This is a genomic window from Shewanella sp. BJSY2023SW001 (genome assembly GCF_047314685.1).
Lineage (GTDB): Bacteria > Pseudomonadota > Gammaproteobacteria > Enterobacterales > Shewanellaceae > Shewanella > Shewanella indica.
The window spans coordinates 83,309-99,527 of the sequence record NZ_JBKORF010000011.1; the positions used below are offsets into that span (position 1 = coordinate 83,309).

General features: G+C 51.0%; 16 protein-coding genes. 8 read left to right on the top strand and 8 right to left on the bottom strand.

Annotated features, from left to right (window positions below; all coding sequences use genetic code 11):
• Position 1 precedes the first annotated feature (1 nt).
• The 5 genes from ACMHXH_RS02100 (at position 2) to ACMHXH_RS02120 (ending at position 5,505) form a co-directional block, all read left to right on the top strand.
• The gene (locus ACMHXH_RS02100) at positions 2-1,507 is read left to right on the top strand and encodes an EAL domain-containing protein (RefSeq protein WP_071475541.1); all 1,506 of its coding nucleotides are present in this window, start codon (positions 2-4) and stop codon (positions 1,505-1,507) included.
• Positions 1,507-3,375, top strand: a complete 1,869-nt coding sequence (locus ACMHXH_RS02105) for a VRR-NUC domain-containing protein (protein WP_335911697.1) — start codon at positions 1,507-1,509, stop codon at positions 3,373-3,375. The genes ACMHXH_RS02100 and ACMHXH_RS02105 overlap by 1 nt, the downstream gene beginning before the upstream one ends.
• Positions 3,376-3,540: 165 nt before the next feature.
• Positions 3,541-4,074, top strand: a complete 534-nt coding sequence (locus ACMHXH_RS02110; RefSeq protein WP_411911903.1) for a PepSY-associated TM helix domain-containing protein — start codon at positions 3,541-3,543, stop codon at positions 4,072-4,074.
• Between the two features lie 69 nt (positions 4,075-4,143).
• Positions 4,144-4,677: a DUF2271 domain-containing protein gene (locus tag ACMHXH_RS02115; RefSeq protein WP_071475544.1), complete on the top strand. Its 534-nt coding sequence runs from the start codon at positions 4,144-4,146 to the stop codon at positions 4,675-4,677.
• A 3-nt stretch (positions 4,678-4,680) separates the two neighbouring features.
• Positions 4,681-5,505 carry a DUF4198 domain-containing protein gene (locus ACMHXH_RS02120; RefSeq protein WP_335911696.1) on the top strand — a complete coding sequence of 275 codons (825 nt, stop codon included), beginning with the start codon at positions 4,681-4,683 and terminating at the stop codon, positions 5,503-5,505.
• Positions 5,506-5,788: 283 nt separating this feature from the next.
• On the opposite strand, the gene ACMHXH_RS02125 is transcribed toward ACMHXH_RS02120, so the two are convergent.
• The 3 genes from ACMHXH_RS02125 to ACMHXH_RS02135 all read right to left on the bottom strand — a co-directional run bounded on the left by ACMHXH_RS02125 (position 5,789) and on the right by ACMHXH_RS02135 (position 8,109).
• Positions 5,789-6,166 carry a DUF2069 domain-containing protein gene (locus ACMHXH_RS02125; protein ID WP_335911695.1) on the bottom strand — a complete coding sequence of 126 codons (378 nt, stop codon included), beginning with the start codon at positions 6,164-6,166 and terminating at the stop codon, positions 5,789-5,791.
• The gene (gene arsC / locus ACMHXH_RS02130; RefSeq protein ID WP_101056322.1) at positions 6,167-6,517 is read right to left on the bottom strand and encodes an arsenate reductase (glutaredoxin); all 351 of its coding nucleotides are present in this window, start codon (positions 6,515-6,517) and stop codon (positions 6,167-6,169) included.
• Between the two features lie 122 nt (positions 6,518-6,639).
• The gene (locus ACMHXH_RS02135) at positions 6,640-8,109 is read right to left on the bottom strand and encodes a M48 family metalloprotease (RefSeq protein ID WP_039032942.1); all 1,470 of its coding nucleotides are present in this window, start codon (positions 8,107-8,109) and stop codon (positions 6,640-6,642) included.
• 102 nt (positions 8,110-8,211) lie between these two features.
• On the opposite strand from ACMHXH_RS02135, the gene ACMHXH_RS02140 reads away from it, so the two are divergent.
• On the top strand, positions 8,212-8,457 hold the full coding sequence (locus ACMHXH_RS02140; RefSeq protein ID WP_039033027.1) for a sulfurtransferase TusA family protein: 246 nt from the start codon (positions 8,212-8,214) through the stop codon (positions 8,455-8,457).
• A gap of 61 nt (positions 8,458-8,518) precedes the next feature.
• Positions 8,519-9,610, top strand: coding sequence for an AI-2E family transporter (locus ACMHXH_RS02145; RefSeq protein WP_039032943.1), 1,092 nt, complete (start codon positions 8,519-8,521; stop codon positions 9,608-9,610).
• A gap of 102 nt (positions 9,611-9,712) precedes the next feature.
• Here ACMHXH_RS02145 and ACMHXH_RS02150 read toward each other — a convergent pair whose 3' ends face one another.
• On the bottom strand, positions 9,713-10,606 hold the full coding sequence (locus ACMHXH_RS02150) for a LysR family transcriptional regulator ArgP (protein WP_335911694.1): 894 nt from the start codon (positions 10,604-10,606) through the stop codon (positions 9,713-9,715).
• A 156-nt stretch (positions 10,607-10,762) separates the two neighbouring features.
• Here ACMHXH_RS02150 and ACMHXH_RS02155 point away from each other — a divergent pair, with 156 nt between their 5' ends.
• Positions 10,763-11,389, top strand: a complete 627-nt coding sequence (locus ACMHXH_RS02155) for a LysE/ArgO family amino acid transporter (RefSeq protein WP_039032945.1) — start codon at positions 10,763-10,765, stop codon at positions 11,387-11,389.
• A gap of 112 nt (positions 11,390-11,501) precedes the next feature.
• On the opposite strand, the gene ACMHXH_RS02160 is transcribed toward ACMHXH_RS02155, so the two are convergent.
• The 4 genes from ACMHXH_RS02160 to ACMHXH_RS02175 form a co-directional block, all read right to left on the bottom strand.
• Positions 11,502-13,103 (bottom strand): PepSY-associated TM helix domain-containing protein, encoded by a 1,602-nt coding sequence (locus ACMHXH_RS02160; RefSeq protein WP_335911693.1) that lies wholly within the window; start codon positions 13,101-13,103, stop codon positions 11,502-11,504.
• On the bottom strand, positions 13,104-13,391 hold the full coding sequence (locus ACMHXH_RS02165) for a hypothetical protein (protein WP_234500655.1): 288 nt from the start codon (positions 13,389-13,391) through the stop codon (positions 13,104-13,106). It abuts the gene before it with no gap.
• On the bottom strand, positions 13,388-13,645 hold the full coding sequence (locus ACMHXH_RS02170; RefSeq protein WP_039032947.1) for a hypothetical protein: 258 nt from the start codon (positions 13,643-13,645) through the stop codon (positions 13,388-13,390). The genes ACMHXH_RS02165 and ACMHXH_RS02170 overlap by 4 nt, the downstream gene beginning before the upstream one ends.
• A 964-nt stretch (positions 13,646-14,609) precedes the next feature.
• A complete protein-coding gene (locus ACMHXH_RS02175) occupies positions 14,610-15,887 on the bottom strand; it encodes a site-specific integrase (protein WP_335911723.1) in 1,278 nt (425 codons plus the stop codon).
• Positions 15,888-16,219 lie beyond the last annotated feature (332 nt).

Sequence of the window (16,219 nt, forward strand, 5' to 3'; positions counted from 1 at the left end):
CATGAAGGCTGTATCTGAGAATAAACGGGTTTTGCTGCTATTGCTGTTACCTGTAGTTCTCTTGCTGTTGTCATCGGAATTATTGTTAAGGCCAGTGACTTCGATGATAGTTAAAAAACAGTTCAAACTCATGGAAGAGTATCTTAGCCAGAGACAGCGCTCCATCAATGACATTATCCTACATCAAGTACCTGAGTTTCATTTTGATTGTGGTCCGAAAGACGCGAAATTATTGCGGTCCCCTGAAAACTACAATCGTTATTTTCGGGTGATGGGGATTAAAACCAAAACCGGCCTTGGCTGCAGTTCGCTTGGCACAGATTTACTATTACCGGATCTTCCCAATGACACGTATGTAGGTCAAGGCTTTGGCCTGACCACCACAGGCGCCATGTATGATACCGAGCAGGAGCTCTTGGTTTATTTCAAAAGCAATGGCAATACCGCTTACTGGATTTTGGACAGCAGTTGGATCCGTGAGCTTATTAACGTTCCCTGCAGTGATTGTTTCTACATAGAGTTTAGGCATCATGCTCCAGGCTCCGAAGGCCTGGTATTTGAGCGCGGCAATCCTTCGGTACCCAGAGAAGCCAATGTGCATTTTTTCAGCGTGATGAACCAGCAGCAAATGGAGCAAAAACTCTGGTTTGGTGAGAAACTCGATGATTACGCCAGAGAAAAGATCTTTGTTTACGGTTTACCCTTGAGCATTTTACTCGGCGCGCTGCTCGCCGGGGCTTATTGGCTTTATCTGAGTTACCACAGTTCGCTCAAGAGCATGATCCAAAGAGGCATTGCCCGGCAGGAGTTTATCCCTTTTTATCAACCCATAGTCGATATTAATCAGAATAAAGTGGTCGGTTATGAAGTGCTGGTGCGCTGGAAGAAGGGCAAAGAGTTTATTCCACCTGTTGCCTTTGTTGAGCATGCAGAAGCCTGTGGCCTAATCATTCCCATTACCGAATCTTTGCTGCAGCAGGTACTGCAACAACTGCCGGAGCTGGAGAGCGGCACTTGGGTTAGCATCAACCTGGTGGCAGAACATCTGGAGCAGGCTCATGTCAGTCGCGTGCTGCAACAGCATAATTGGCCAGAGCCGGACAGACTTAAATTTGAGATCACCGAACGCTTGCCCATTGCCGACATTGATGCCGCCAAGCAGGAAATCGCCAGGCTGACCGAGAAGGGCTACAGCTTTAAAATTGATGACTTTGGCACCGGATATGGCGGCTTTAAGTATATTCAAACCTTGGGGATTGACAGCATCAAGATAGATAAGATGTTTATCGATACCATAGGCACCAACGATCTCAAGCGTGGTGTGCTGGATGCCATTATCGCCTTTGGTTTGGAGTCAGAGCTTGAGATGATAGTCGAAGGCGTGGAGACGGCGGAGCAGGTGGAGTACCTCAAAGAGCGCGGTATATTCCTGGTGCAGGGATACTATTTTGCCCGCCCCGTGCCGGTTGAGGATCTGAAAACCGTGAAATCAGGCGAAGCTTCCTAATGGCAGAAACCTTAGCGGCAAAAACCTTAGTGAAACCAGCTGCCCCTGAACTTGCAAGCGACTATTACCTGAGCAATTTTGAACTCTTGCTGGAGGGTAGCCGCCGCTATCTGGATATTTTGCCAAGCGAGCTTGCCAGGTTACGCGCGGCGTACCTGGCCTGCTCCAAACCTTCACGGATGTTGCTGGTGCGTCTCTTGTCCCGTAAGGGCGAGTGGTTTCGCGCCGATAAGCTTAACTACCCGGAAATAGGGGCTTTGGAACCTGCGATAAAGGGGCTTGAGCAAGCGGAGCTTATCAGCACCACATTCCTGCCAAACACTGAAACCTGGCTCAAAGGAGTCACTCTCACCGAGCTGCGCCGGGCGCTTCTCAAACTGCAACAGAGTCAAGCCCCGGAGGGCAAAAACTGTCTTGGGGGCCTGGTCGATATTGCGCTGCATCTAGGTAAAAGCATGAAATGTGCCTCAAAGGAGACGCTGAAACGTACCCTGCTGGCGCTCGGGCCCCAAGACTCACAGTTATTGATTGACGAACTGAACTCTCTACTGGGCATTGACTGGCTTGAGCTTAAATGCCAGCGGCTTCTCGATGGCCTATTGCTACTCTATTTTGGCAACCGTTATCAGGATCTGAGCCAGTTTGTGCTCAGCGATCTTGGTTTGCAATGCTTTGAAGTCACTGTGCTGGACAAGGCCCACCGCGCCTATGACAGCCCAGAGCAGCTTAACGCTGCGTTGGCATTTGGCCTTATGAGTCAGCAGATAGAAGAGGCGATACTGGCCAAACAGGTGCTGGATATTCCATTGCGGCTTGAGCAGCTTAACGCCATTTCAGCAGTGCCCGAGGCTAACCCCTTACTCGAACGGCGCCGGCAAAAACTACTGACTCTGATAGGCCGCGAAGCCGAAAGGCAAGGCCAAACCACTCTTGCCATCAGTGTCTATTCGCAGTGTGAACATTGGCAGGCAAGGGAACGCCTGTGTCGCTGTCTGGAAAAACAGGCTCAGTGGCAGGCTCTGACTCATGCGCTGCTGCACCTTTGCGACCTTGCCGGTAATGAGAGTCAGTGGCAAATCATAGAACGTATTGGCAAACGCCTGCTTAAAAAGTTGCCAAATGGCAACGACAGCAAGTTTGCCTCACCATCAGGCCATGGTGAAACGCTTGATTCCTTGGCGCTTGAATCTTTGATGTTAAGGCTGCAAGCGCTGAAAGAAAGTGTGCCGGGTAGACTGGGTGCGCTGCAAACGATAATACTGCAACTTACTCCCAATGGTGAACGAGTTGAAATGCGTGTCGCTGCGCACTTTGAAGCGCTCGGCTACCGGGTGTTTTTTCTGGAGAATACCTTGCTTTGTGGCCTTTTCGGGCTGGCCTTTTGGGACATTATTTTTGCCCCCATTAAGGCGGTATTCGATAACCCATTTCAACGCAGCCCACGGGATATGTTCACCGAGGAGTTTGTTAGCCGCCGCCAAGAGGCCATCACGGCGCGTCTTGATGAAATCGCTCGGGAGCCCGGCGCTGTTATTTGGCGCCATTTTCAGCAAAAGCAAGGGCTGGCAAACGATTGGGTTTACTGGGAAAATCTGCCGCAACAGGCGCTGGAGCTGACGCTGGCGGCACTTTCCGGTGCCAGGCTCGCTCAGGTATTTGAACGTATGCTTGGCGATCTTAAGCATTACCGCAGTGGCCATCCGGATCTTGTGTTATTTGACGCCGAAGGGCGCATCAGTTGGCTTGAAGTCAAAGGCCCGGGCGATAAGCTGGCCGATCATCAAATATACTGGCTCAACTTCCTCAGTGACTTGGGAGAGGCCCGGGTTTGCTATGTCGACTGGGCAACTGCCGGCGAGTGTAAATAAGGTAAATAGCATTAAGGCAAGAATGATTGTTATTTAGTATTGACCAATAACAGTCAATTAACAGGCAGCCCAGTGGCGGCCTGCGCTATGTGGAAACCTTAATTGAAGTTCAGAGTCAGCAAGTCATCGCTCCATTTCGCCCGCGTCGTTCATATCTATGTCTCTATGGCACTGCTGCTGTTGATGCTGTTCTTTGCCGTTACCGGTATCACTCTCAATCATCCGGATTGGTTTATCCGCCAGGGCGGAGAAAGCCTGGCATCGGAAGAAGCCCTGCCGGGATTTTTGTTGCCGGTGAATAGTGAAGATCCGGATTGGCGCGAAGCCACAGCGCATTGGCTCAGTAGCCACTGGGGAGTGGATGGTCACAGTGCCGAGTTCAGTGAAGATGAAGTGGCGCTGGTGCACAAGGGGCCGGGGCGCTATCAGAGCATTACCCTGGATCTGCTGGATGGGAAAGCCTATGTCGAGCAGATAGATTATGGTGTTATCGCAGTACTCAATGATCTGCATAAGGGGCGTAACAGTGGCACCCTGTGGGTCTGGCTGCTGGATCTCAGCTCAATTCTCATCATCCTGTTTTCCCTGACCGGTGCTTTCCTGCTGTTGCCTCAGAGCCGTAGATTGAAAAAATCCTTACTGGCCATGGCCGGTGTCAGCAGTGCCTGTGCCCTTATTTATCTGTTGTTTGTTCCCTGAGTTCAAAGTGACAAACGGCAAAGCACGAACTCGTGCCCCTACCTTTGGTGTGTTGTGAATGGAGAATGTATGAGTGGCAAACCTTTGAAAACCAGATTGTCTCTGTCTCTGGCGGTATTACTGAGTAGCAGCTTAACTCTGGGGCAGGCCCAAGCCGATTCGTTGGAGATTAATCTGATACTGCCGGAAATCACCACAGGCCAATACCACAGGCCTTACACAGCCGTGTGGGTGGAAGATGCCAAAGGGCAGAGCGTGCGAACCTTGAGCCTTTGGGTCATGCAGGAAGGCGAGGGATACAAGTGGCTGAAAGACATTCGTCGCTGGTGGCGCAAGGCCGGGCGGGATGACATGAACTTTGTCGATGCCATTGCATCGGCAACACGGCCGGCGGGCAAGTATCCCATCAGCTGGGACCTCAAAGATGACCAAGGGGCTAAGGTTGCCAACGGTAAATATACCTTGCTGGTGGAAGTGGTACGTGAGCACGGTGGCCGGGATTTGGTACGGCACAAGTTTCAGCTCGACGGCAAGCCTTTCAAAGCTGAAATAGCGCCCACCATAGAAACCGGCACGATTAGCCTTCAATACCTAGTGGAGTAAAAAATGATGAAAACAAGCAAACTCTTGTTGGCCCTGGGGGCCTGTCTGTTGGCACAAACGGCGAACGCCCATGACAGATTTATACTGCCCAGCCAGTTCAATGTCTCGGCCGATCCCGGCAAAGGTGTGTGGATCACTTCAGATGTCAGCGCCAGTAATGAAGTCTTCCTGTTTGATAAACCTTTTGGCTCTGAAGATGTGCAAATCGTCACGCCGTCCGGCACCAAGGAGCGGCCATCCTCAAGCTATCGCGGCAGCCGTAAGTCTGTGTTTGACTATCGCCTGACCGAAGACGGCACCTACAGATTCGAGAAAGAGACCCAGCCAAGATATATGTCGCGCTATAAGCTCAAGGGCCAGCAAGACAGCGTCCACAGCCGTACTGACAAGCAAACCACCAAGGCAATGATGCCCAAAGGGGCGTACGATCTCGAAGGGGCGCTGTATTTCTCGCGTGTCGAGTCCTATGTCACCCTCAACAAACCAAGCGACAAGGCTTTTGAAGTGAAAGGGGAATACCTGGAACTCAAACCTTTGACCCATCCGGCTGACATAGTCGAGCAGGAGCCCACTGAGCTGCAATTCTATTTCCAGGGTAAAGTGATTGCCGGTGTGGAAGTCGCGATTGTGAAGGAAGGCACACTTTATCGTAACCAGAAACAGCAATTGACGCTGAAGTCAGACAAAGAAGGCAAGGTGAGTTTTGAACTGCCCAGCGCCGGCCGCTATATGTTGCATGCATCATTCGAGCAACTTAACGCCGATACTCGCCTTGCGGATAAGACAGTCAGTGAAATTTTCCTCACTTTCGAGGCCGGTTTGCAATAACCTAAATAGCCCGAAGCAGGCACTTTTAAGGCTTATCACCTTGTGAGTGCTTGTCAAAGTGAAGCTGTGGTGTCGCTTGCATTGCTGCTGTTTTAAGCTGCATTGGTTTTTGTGAGAGCTGTACGCTGTATCTTATGATTTGAACCTTCAATTATCTTGGAAAGCTTTCCTGCTTGGTTATCGACAACATAGTCAGTTCTTGGGCTAGGGAATGATGAGATTTCCGTTGAATCATTTCGAGCTATCACCCCCCCTTGGAAGTCTCGGTTTCAGGGGGGAACTTTCAGTTTTTGGTGCGTTTCTTGAGCCCAAGCCCCAACTCGCGGCCGCGTTTTCGGGCGTAGAAGGGCATGCTGATAAGCAAGCATGCGATCAACAGGCTCTCAATCAACGCAAACCACCATTCATTGCCCTGGGCTATATAGAGCAAGGTCAAGCCGTGCAGAAAATAGAGGCAAAGAATGAAGCTGGCCCAGGCAAAGGTATAGGGATTGCCTTTGAGGATCCCCGGTAGCGGCAGCAGCAAGGGCACCAGCCAAAGACTGGTAAACAGCAGTGAGTATTCGCTGTTGAGCCCCTTATCGATAAAGGCATAGGCCAACAAGGCTGTCAGTAATAGATAGCCGCTCCGTGAGATTTGCAATAGCGCGAGACTGCTCATTTACAGGATCGCCAACACGTTTTCCGGTGGACGGCCAATGGCGGCCTTACCTTTGGCAAGCACGATTGGTCGCTCGATCAACTTGGGAGTGGCTACCATGGCGGCAATCAACTGGGCTTCTGTCAGCTCAGGATTATTCAACCCCTGGGCTTTGTATTCTTCTTCTTTGGTGCGCATCAGTTCACGGGCGCTGATACCCAGTTTGGCCAACAGTTCACTGATTGTGGCGGCATCCGGAACTTGTTTCAGATACTCGACAATCTGGATCTCGACGCCTTTGGACTCCAGCAGTGCCAGTGTTTCGCGGCTCTTGGAGCAGCGTGGATTATGGAAAATAGTGACCTGGGTCATGGGTTTTCTCTTTACCTTGGCTGAAAAGTGCGACGATGATAGCAAAAATCTGCGCAGACGTCAGGGGAAAGTGGCCCGGTGAACGGGCCAATGAAAACCAGCATAATCAAAGTTTAAGCAAACTATTTCTTCAATTCGTCCAGCGCCCTGTCGGCGATTCGGAATTGGCGTATCTTGGCCTCGATTCTGGCAATCTGCAGAGGCTGGCCATCGGCGGCCTTGTAGGCAAAGTTGAGCTGATCGATAGCCCCCTTATAATTGGCCCGCAGCGCCATAGATTCGGCATTGGAAAAGTGTTCCAGCGTCTTGTTACCGGTTTGTTTGTAAGCTTCGGTCAGCAATTGATAGGGTAAGGGATTTTGCTTATCCAGAAACGCCATATCCTCGAGAATAGGGATAGCCAGCTGCGGCTGTTTACTTTCGAGATAAACGCTGGCCAGGTTGGCGTTGATCACTTGAGAGGTGGGTTTGAGGCGTCTTTGGGCTTCCAACATCTTTATCGCGCCCTGATAATCGTTACGCTCCACCAGCAGATCGGTTTTGGTGTCGAGATAGAAGAGGTTGTCCTGATCTTTTTCCAATAATTGATCTATCAGTTGTTCAGACTGTTTGAAGTCCTTGAGGCGAAACAGTGCCAATGCTTTGCCATAGAGGGCCGCATCTTTAAAGGCGTAGTTGTGCTTGGCTAACTGGGTTTCAAACAGCGACAGTGCCGCATCGTCGCTATAGCTGGAAAAGCGCACCTGGATCCTGGCCTTGGCCAAATGGAAATTAAGGTTGTCTGCCACATATCTGTGGGGGTACTGAGCCGCGCGGTTACGGGCATCGGTTATCCGCGATTCGGGCAGTGGGTGAGTCAGCAGCATTTGCGGCGGCTTGGAGGTAAAGCGATAACGGGCTGCAAGTTTACCGAAGAAGTTGGCCGAGGCATTGGGATCGAAACCGGATTCCACCAGAATTTGCATGCCTATCCTGTCGGCTTCTTTTTCATGCAGCCGGGTATAGTTTATTTTGGACTGGGTCGATAATGCCTGAGTGGTGGCCAGCGCCGCCATCCCGGCCTGAGGCGCCGCTATGGTCAGCAAGATAGCGCCGAGTAGCCCGGCAATGGTGGCCGGACTGGCTTTCTCCTGGGCTTCGAGTGAGCGCGCCAAGTGCCTCTGGGTTACGTGGGTAATTTCGTGCGCCAGTACCGAGGCCAATTCACTTTCGTTGTCGGCGTTGAGAAACAATCCGGTGTGGATTGCCACATGGCCGCCAAAGAAGGCAAAGGCGTTGATTTCATCGTTTCGCAGCAGGAAGAAATAGAAGGGGGTCTTAACCCCGGTGGCATGCGCCACCAATTTATTACCCAGCTCAGTGGCGTATTGGCTCAACACAGGATCGGATAACACAGGCGCCTGGGAACGAATGACCCGCATATAGGCGTCACCATAGACCATCTCTTTTTCGAGACTGAAGGTATTGACGGCGGCGGTACCGAGATCCGGCAGGTCGTTATTGGCGAAACTATGGCTGGCGGTGGCGAGTAAAAGAGTAGTGGCACCGGCCAGAATGGATTGTCGAAACTTGGAAAAAGTCAAAGTACTCAAGCTGATTAGATTTCCTGTATGCCACTAATGCATAACTGCCTGGCTTGTGGTTTCAGTTGCAACTTAGGATAATAGCCGAGGTTTATGTTTAGCAAGCTCATCATGGTTTTAATTGATTTAACTCAGAGTCGTTGTCCCGAAGCCCTGGTCAAGGCCAAGATGGCGATGAAACGTTTGCTGCCCGGTGAAACTCTGTGTCTCTTGCTTTCAGACCCAGGATCGCGGCAGGATGTTCCCCGTTTCGCCAAAAAACAGGGTTATGATTGTCGGATAGCGTCCGATGAGTCGGCCGTTTTGCGTTTACATGTCTCAGTTGCCCAACAGGGTAGAAGCGCAGAATCTAACTAGACAGCTTCTTGATGAAGCGATAATCAAGATGGCGCAGCCATCATCAGCACAGGAATCCCGGATGTTTAGCTATTTGAGTCGTTGGTACCAAGCCCGCTTCAGTGATCCTCAGGCTCTGACACTATTGTTTATTCTGCTTGGCATTGCGTTGACCATCTACTTTGCCGGTGGTTTGTTGATGCCGCTGCTGGTCGCTCTGGTATTGGCCTTTTTGCTGGAGTGGCCGGTGGCACAAATGGCGAGGATAGGGGTAAGCCGCACTGCGGCCGCCTCTTTGGTATTGGTCCTCTTTATCGGCTTAATGATCCTGTTGTCATTTGGCCTGATCCCCAGCATCTGGCGCCAGGGGGCAGCACTGCTTAGCGATCTGCCCAACATGCTCGATAAGGGAATAATCCTGCTACAGGAGCAGGCGCAACAGTATCCGCAGTTTATCTCAACAGATCAGCTCGATACCATGGTGTCCGAACTCAAAAAATTGCTCGATACCCAGCATCTTTTGGATATTGCCACTCAGCTCCTCGGCTATTCGGCCTCTTTGCTGGTATTGATGGTTTACGCCATCCTGGTGCCGCTGCTGGTATTCTTCTTCCTCAAGGATAAAGATGAGCTGATCCGCGGCAGCAAGCGCTTCTTCCCCAGCAATCGTGAGCTGGCCCGTAAGGTTTGGTTCGAGATGAATCAACAGATCTTTAACTACATTCGCGGCAAAGTGATAGAAATTGTGATTGTCGGAGTCGTGAGTTACGTGTTCTTTGCCCTGATGGATCTGCGTTATGCGGCGCTGCTCGGGGTGTTGACCGGACTTTCAGTGCTGATCCCATACGTTGGTGCCACCTTGGTGACCTTACCGATTGCCCTGGTTGCCTTCTTCCAGTGGGGTGTCAGCCCTGAGTTCGGTTATTTGATGCTGGGTTACGGTATTATTCAGGCGCTGGATGGCAACCTGCTGGTGCCTTTGTTGTTCTCCGATGCGGTGGACTTGCATCCGGTGATCATTATCGCAGCAGTGTTGGTCTTCGGCGGCCTTTGGGGCGTTTGGGGCGTGTTCTTCGCCATCCCGTTGGCCTCGCTGGTCAAGGCTGTACTGAACGCCTGGCCCAATGCCGAAGCCGATGCTGCCAAAGCCGCTTTAGAGGCGCAAGCCGAATAAGGCAGTCAATTTCAAGGTAACCGACACAGGCGGCCTAAGGTCGCCTGTGTTTTAAGCTACGGCAGTGGTTATTCCAATGTCTATTGCTATTGATAAGCCAGTTTATTCCGGCAGCAGGTAGTTTCTGGCACTCGCCGCCAATGCCCTGAATACCAGCGTGGTCTGCTTGGCCTTGAGGTTCCAGTGCTGCCAATAGAGTGGCACCCGCATCCGCATCATGGGTGTCAGCTCTATCAGGCGCCCGGATGCCAGCAGCGGCTGTGCTTGCAGATGGCCCACCAGTCCATAACCCAACCCTTGTAAAATCGCTTCCAGAAAGCCTTCCGATGAAGGTACTGTGTGTTGCCACCATTGTCCCGGCAGCATCTCGAAGTAGCGCTTCAAGTACTTTTCATGCAGCTTGTCGCGGGTGGAGAACACCACTGCCGGTGCCGAGGAAAGTGAGTCGGTATTTGGCAGACCGTCGAAATAACGTTCGGCAAACTCAGGCGTGGCCACACAGGCATACTCCATCACCCCGAGAAACTCGCTGGAGCAGCCGTTCATCGCTTGCCCCAAGGTGGTCACGCAGCCCACCGCTTCACCGTTTTTCAATAGGTGATGAGTGTAAGACTCGTCATCCACAATCAGCTCCAACAGCCAACCGCGGCGGGCGAACATAGCACTGATAGCCGGCAGGAACCAGGTTGCCAGACTGTCGGCGTTCACCGCAATTCTCACTACAGTGGGCATGGCCGGATCGTCGGCGTCCATTTCGGCTCTGAGTTCAGTCTCCAGCAATTCGACCTGAGCATAGTGGCGCAAGAGCCGTTTGCCTGTTGGTGTCGGCACTACAGGGTTACTTCTGATGAGCAGCGCTTGTCCCACTCTTTCTTCCAGCTGCTTTATCCGCTGTGATACCGCCGATTGGGTCACATGCAGCCGTTTGGCGGCCCGCTCAAAACCGCCTTCGGCGACCACTACTGACAAAGCCTTGAGATGACTGTAGTCCAGCATAACGACTCCTTGGGTTAATCCTTGCTCGATTATAAGTTTTGCTAATGACCAATAAAAAACATTAGTTATATTAATTTTCTTGCCGGGAGTAAACTGCCGCCATTGAAAACCTTTATTGGTCGCCGATTATTGCGACGACCTGCTGTTGGAGAGATTATGCAAACCGCTTTCATTCAGGGCATGGGGATAGGTGCCAGTCTGATCATTGCCGTGGGAGCTCAGAACGCCTTTGTATTGAAGCAAGGCATCAAACGTGCCTATCCGTTTCCTATCGCCTTGACCTGTTCTTTGATAGACGCCCTGATGATTACTGCTGGGGTTGCCGGGCTTGGTCAGTTGATCTTGGCCGCACCGGCCATTAAACATCTCGCGAGCTTTGGCGGCGCAGCCTTTCTGCTGTGGTACGGCTTTAATGCGCTACGTTCCTCGTTCAAGAGTCAGGGGTTGCAGACCGGGGATACCGAAGCCGCGGATTCGTTTCGCAAGGCGATGATCACCACCTTGGCGATAAGCTTTTTGAACCCGCATCTGTATCTGGATACCGTGGTTTTACTGGGCAGCATAAGCACAAAGTTTGATACCGAGGTCAGGGGCTGGTTTGGTGCCGGTGCGGTACTGGCTTCCTTTATCTGGTTCTTTAGTTTGAGCTTTGGTGCGCGCCTGTTGGCTCCCGTGTTCAGCCGTCCCGCGGCCTGGCGTTATCTGGACAGATTTATCTGGTTGACCATGTGGTCAATCGCCTTGGCTATCCTGTGGCCCTATTTTCAGGGTAGGGGTTTCTGAGGCAAGCTTAAGTATTTTGCAAAACACAAAAGCCCGCATCGCGGGCTTTTGTTATGGTTTGATTCAAACGAATGGACTAAGACTGAATGCTGGTTTGCAGCCCAGCAACAGGCTATTTTTGCGGTATGGCCCAGATACTGTCAGCCGGCCCCTGGGTCCCTCGTTTAAAGGTTTTGAGTGCGCCAAAGGCAAAGATGGCGGCAAAACCGAATGCAGTAAGATCCACCGCCCAGGTGCCCGGGGTCTGCGGTGCCCAAATTCCAAGGCCGGGTGCCAGCAACGCCAGCATGGATGTCAGCGGCATTGCCAGACAGACCAGCGCCGATAGCGCTTGCAGCGTTACTGCGGCTCTGGCAGCACCACGCCAGAAAGCATAAGCCAGGGCGAAAAGGAAACTGGCGTAGTAACTCCACAGATAGAGATGATTGATATTCTCTACATGAGCATATCCCCATTTGCCCAGCAACATCGCCAGCGCCACGCCTAACATTGAACCCAAGCAAATTCCCACAGTAGCGGCCCCAAGGATCCTGACTCTTCTTGGTTGCTGTGGAATAGGCTCTCCCTTGCGCTGTTTACTGCGGCGCTTTTCCAGCCATAGCAGATTACCGCTGTAAAACAGCATGGCACCACTCATTCCGAGGAAAAAATAGAGCCAGCGACCGGGATAGCCGCCGTAGGAGCCAAAGTGAAGTCCAAAGAATACCGAAACCATCCGGCCCCAAACGCCTTCTTCCCCCGGAGTAAAGGTGCTGTTGCCCACCTCAAGGGTGTAGGGATTGATATAAAGGAAGTCTCCTATCGGGCCGCGCATCAAGGCTTCTTCGTTATACATGGCCATCCGGACCATGGGAGCCGGAGTATCCATACCCATATAGGTCAAACTGAGCGCCTGATAACCGGGCGCAAAGCTTTCGGCCCGAGCAACCAGTTCAGTTACCGGGGGCAGGGTGCTCAGTGAGCGCACTTCGCCCTTGGGCGCTTCGCGGTTGAACATCGGCTTATCGCCATAAACAAACTGCCCCAAGGCGCCGTACAATTGATCGTGAAACACAAACACCACTACGGTCAAACTGATAATGATATGAAATGGCAGTGCTGTGATGCCAAGCAGGTTGTGGCTGTCGAGCCAAAAACGATTGGGGCCTTTCTTGCGCCTTAAGGCAAACAGCGTTTTCACCAGAGTTGGCAGCAGGAAGATCACCCCGGAAACCAACGCCAGAAAATAGAGAATGCCGGCAACCCCCATAAGATAAGCACCGAGCTGCTCGTGTCCCATATCACCAGGAATACCGCCGGTGCGGTGCAGCTCATCTATCAAGCGTGCCAGTTGGCTCTTGGCTTCCTTATGGGAGATGAGCTCACCTTGATTGCTTAAACTGGCATGCCAAAGCTCATCGCCCAGACCCCATTGCCGCTCACTGCCGGAGGCGTACCAACTCAAAGGCGAATGCTTGTCGCTGGCAAGATGAAGGCTGAAGCCCTTACTTAACTCAGGGTGCTGCGCTCTGGCTTCGCTGAGTAGTTGGTCCATCTGTTCCAGTTTTACCTGTGGCAAAATGGTTTGCGGTGGTGATGACCAGGCGGCAATCTCTTCCTTGAACATGGTCAGGGCGCCGGCATAAAAACCGATAAACAGTAAAATCCCGGCCAGTATGCCCACCCAGGTATGAAGTGTTTGATAAATTCTGAGAATATCGCTGCGGATCTGCATTTACTTAACCCACCATAGTAGCAGCCATGCAAGCAGGTTGGCCGCCATTAACCAGAAAATGGCGCGGCGGGCACTGTAGAACAAATAGCTGAAGCTGAAGAATGAAAGCCAGAGTGGCGTTATCAGCCACATATTGAATTGCACCTTATCTTTGGCATCTATTCCACCAGGCCCCACCCAGGCAAAGATACCACTGAGTGCTACTGCCAGGGCAAAGCCCAGCAAGGCGCCGGCAAGGGTTTTCCCCAGCCAATCAGGGCGGATTTTATCTTTTTTAATGGTTGTCATTCGTTGTCTCCCTTGAGCAGGGAAATAAAGGGCAGGGAGCCCAGCAGCATGGAAAGCAACATTAGCCAAAAGAACAATGCGGCCGAAGCCGTCAGCAGTAAACCCCAGCCGAGCAGAGTCAGCAGCAATAATAAAGTGCCCAGTAGATTGGCCTGCCAGGGCAAAGGTTTGGCAAGCAAGGCCTGGTGTTTACTGCCTAAATAGATAAGCAGTGAACCCAGGGTCATCGCCAGGATCAACAGGAGGTACCACATGAGTTGCGATGTCCGAAGAATTAGTTTGATAAAGAATCGCAACATAGCACAAGTATCAGACCCGTTAAATGATATTTGTTCGCATTTACAATTAGGGCTGGCTTAAACACAGGCTACTGATATTAATGCTTAAACCTATGAACAACTCACATCAAACCTTTGAAATGATACTGGGGATGTGACCCCACATATGGTCGTGGCCAGGAAGTTAAGCCGCTATGTGGAGCTGGCACTGCATTTTTGATTGACAGCTGTTGTTTAAAGGCGCTGTAAGCCTTTCTTGGGAACATCTCCAATGGAGGATCTAATGTGGAAAGAACTGGTATTCAGGGATGTCGTTCATAGCTCAATGCATTGTTGAGGTCACTGGAATTACCGGAGCCATTTGACCGACAAATGGAAACTTAGCCTCTTGATAACTATGTTGAATAGAGTAAAGCATCCGAGATCCTGGTTATTTCAGACCAGCCAGCTATAAGGTGTAGAGACAATCGCGATGAAGCAAGGGTTATGGGGAAAGCAACTCATAAGCTAAGTGGGACAAATTAATTAAATTGATGGGGCAAATCGTTGGCAAGTACTTAGTCTTGATGACGTCAGTAATTATCTGGCGTAGTTGCAAGATAAGCAATATTAGGAAGTAGACTAAAGGCTGACGTAAAAATCCGAGTTAACGCAACGGCGGTTGGGCTTAACTCAACTCAGGACATTCTTGGTTATTGTATGTTTTACATGAGACAGGCATCCATGATGCAGGGTGCGGGGGCATGGATTTGTAGGGAAAGCAGAAAGAATAAAAGAATATATGTAGATAGATTCATCCAGACCCTATTTAACATAATATACATTGTGCGCATTTGTATGTGCAGCTGTTTGAAATCTGGAGTGTTATTACCGGTAATTCCAGGTTTAAGGTAACTTCCTCCGTGATTCACCTTAAACCTCTAGCAATAGCTTTCTTGGATTAACTCTCAATTCCTTGCAGTCGATCCAATGGTTTGGCGGATGCGCTCTGGTGCCTTTCTTCTTGGCTGGTGTGCAGGTACTGCGATGTTGTGTCTATGCTTTCATGACCGGCGTCAGCTTGTACGTGTGATAAAGGTCGACCGTTGAGATTGATGTCATGGGTGATCCCGGTGTGGCGGATGCTGTGCGCTGTGAGTTGCCGCATTTCATTGGCTTCACGGATAAAGCCATCCTTCTCGGCATTATCGGCGGCGCAGTTTATCAGAAACTGAATTTCATCCCGCAGTTGACGTATACCGAGGTTAGCATTGAGCACGCCGCTTTCCCGCCCTCGGCCGGCGGCGCGATGCCGTATAAACAGCGGCGTGGTTTCATTGGCTTCGGGATAATCGCTCAGTCCCAGATGGCGCCGGTAACATTGCAGTGATTGCAGCAACGCCTTGGATACAGCTACGTTTCTGGCCTTGCCGCCTTTGCTCCTGGGAATATGAAAATACCAGATGCCACTGTGATTATGACGCTTGAATTGACTCATGGTTGGTGCATAACCGGCGCGGGCGGCAATTTCCGAGATCCGCAGATAACAGCCGTACATCAGGTTAATCAAGAACAGACTGCGTTGGTGTTGTGCCGGCAGCGTTTCCGCCAGTCGCTGTACGCAAGCCACAAGATAAGACCATTGCAACTCACTGAACACCTTAAGTTGCTCTTCGGCAGGATCTAACCTGAACTTACTCTTATTAGCAAAGCGGCTGTGATTGAGCCAGAGTTGCGCCGGGTTGCGCTCGCAATACTCTTCGCTCATAAGATAAGTATAAAATGATGAAAGTATGGCAATTTTCGTCTTCAAGGCATTATCGCTCAGACTGTATGGCAAAGGTTTTCCAAGCGCCTTGCGCCCAATAAACGGTCGCCAGCTGGGATTGGGTTCCCGGCTCTGACTGAGCTTATCCGTCTTGAATTGTGGGACGTTGAAATAACCCACTAATTCTGTCGGTGGCGCCTGACAATAAGCCACGTAACGTCCTATTTCCCGTCTGCCTACCTTGGCTGCTGATATACCTGCAACATCGAAACACCAATGAAAAAAGGTTGTCAGTTCACTCCGGTAAGCCTTGTAGTTGTTTTCACTGTCTCTTTGTTCGTAAAGCCAGTCTGTTGCATGCTCAAGCAAGAGACCCGCATCGGCCACTTTACCCAGGCTTAAATGGGTTATATAGCTGTTGACCACAGGATTGCCCTGCAAAAGTAAGTCTGCGCGGTCAAACAACGGCATGGCAGATAACGGCTGATTGTCTTCCAAGGTAAAGCCTATCCTATAGCAATGATTATTATAGATTTTACCCTTTTTTCACTAATGCCGATAATGTTATTTATCGGCACTAATCTCTGTCTCACATTGGCTGCACTGGTGATCGCAATGGACTCTTTGCTTACAGCACCAAAGGCACAATTGCCAAACCTGCTTTTTGGATTGACTGTCGAGACAACGAAAATCCGCTGCACATAACTCGCCCTTGTGGATCAACTCAGCCAGTTTGGCGACGGGTATCGCCATGCAGACTTCCTGATCGGTTTTATACGCTATTGTTCTGCTGTTGGCTTTCA

Excerpts from the sequence above, each read along its gene's own strand:
- arsC (WP_101056322.1), bottom strand. The coding sequence starts at position 6,517 with ATGACCCAGGTCACTATTTTCCATAATCCACGCTGCTCCAAGAGCCGC.
- ACMHXH_RS02125 (WP_335911695.1), bottom strand. The coding sequence starts at position 6,166 with ATGAGCAGTCTCGCGCTATTGCAAATCTCACGGAGCGGCTATCTATTA.
- ACMHXH_RS02110 (WP_411911903.1), top strand. The coding sequence starts at position 3,541 with ATGGCACTGCTGCTGTTGATGCTGTTCTTTGCCGTTACCGGTATCACT.
- ACMHXH_RS02145 (WP_039032943.1), top strand. The coding sequence starts at position 8,519 with ATGTTTAGCTATTTGAGTCGTTGGTACCAAGCCCGCTTCAGTGATCCT.
- ACMHXH_RS02155 (WP_039032945.1), top strand. The coding sequence starts at position 10,763 with ATGCAAACCGCTTTCATTCAGGGCATGGGGATAGGTGCCAGTCTGATC.
- ACMHXH_RS02165 (WP_234500655.1), bottom strand. The coding sequence starts at position 13,391 with ATGACAACCATTAAAAAAGATAAAATCCGCCCTGATTGGCTGGGGAAA.
- ACMHXH_RS02160 (WP_335911693.1), bottom strand. The coding sequence starts at position 13,103 with ATGCAGATCCGCAGCGATATTCTCAGAATTTATCAAACACTTCATACC.
- ACMHXH_RS02115 (WP_071475544.1), top strand. The coding sequence starts at position 4,144 with ATGAGTGGCAAACCTTTGAAAACCAGATTGTCTCTGTCTCTGGCGGTA.
- ACMHXH_RS02105 (WP_335911697.1), top strand. The coding sequence starts at position 1,507 with ATGGCAGAAACCTTAGCGGCAAAAACCTTAGTGAAACCAGCTGCCCCT.
- ACMHXH_RS02140 (WP_039033027.1), top strand. The coding sequence starts at position 8,212 with ATGGTTTTAATTGATTTAACTCAGAGTCGTTGTCCCGAAGCCCTGGTC.
- ACMHXH_RS02120 (WP_335911696.1), top strand. The coding sequence starts at position 4,681 with ATGATGAAAACAAGCAAACTCTTGTTGGCCCTGGGGGCCTGTCTGTTG.
- ACMHXH_RS02100 (WP_071475541.1), top strand. The coding sequence starts at position 2 with ATGAAGGCTGTATCTGAGAATAAACGGGTTTTGCTGCTATTGCTGTTA.
- ACMHXH_RS02175 (WP_335911723.1), bottom strand. The coding sequence starts at position 15,887 with ATGCCGTTGTTTGACCGCGCAGACTTACTTTTGCAGGGCAATCCTGTG.
- ACMHXH_RS02170 (WP_039032947.1), bottom strand. The coding sequence starts at position 13,645 with ATGTGGTACCTCCTGTTGATCCTGGCGATGACCCTGGGTTCACTGCTT.
- ACMHXH_RS02150 (WP_335911694.1), bottom strand. The coding sequence starts at position 10,606 with ATGCTGGACTACAGTCATCTCAAGGCTTTGTCAGTAGTGGTCGCCGAA.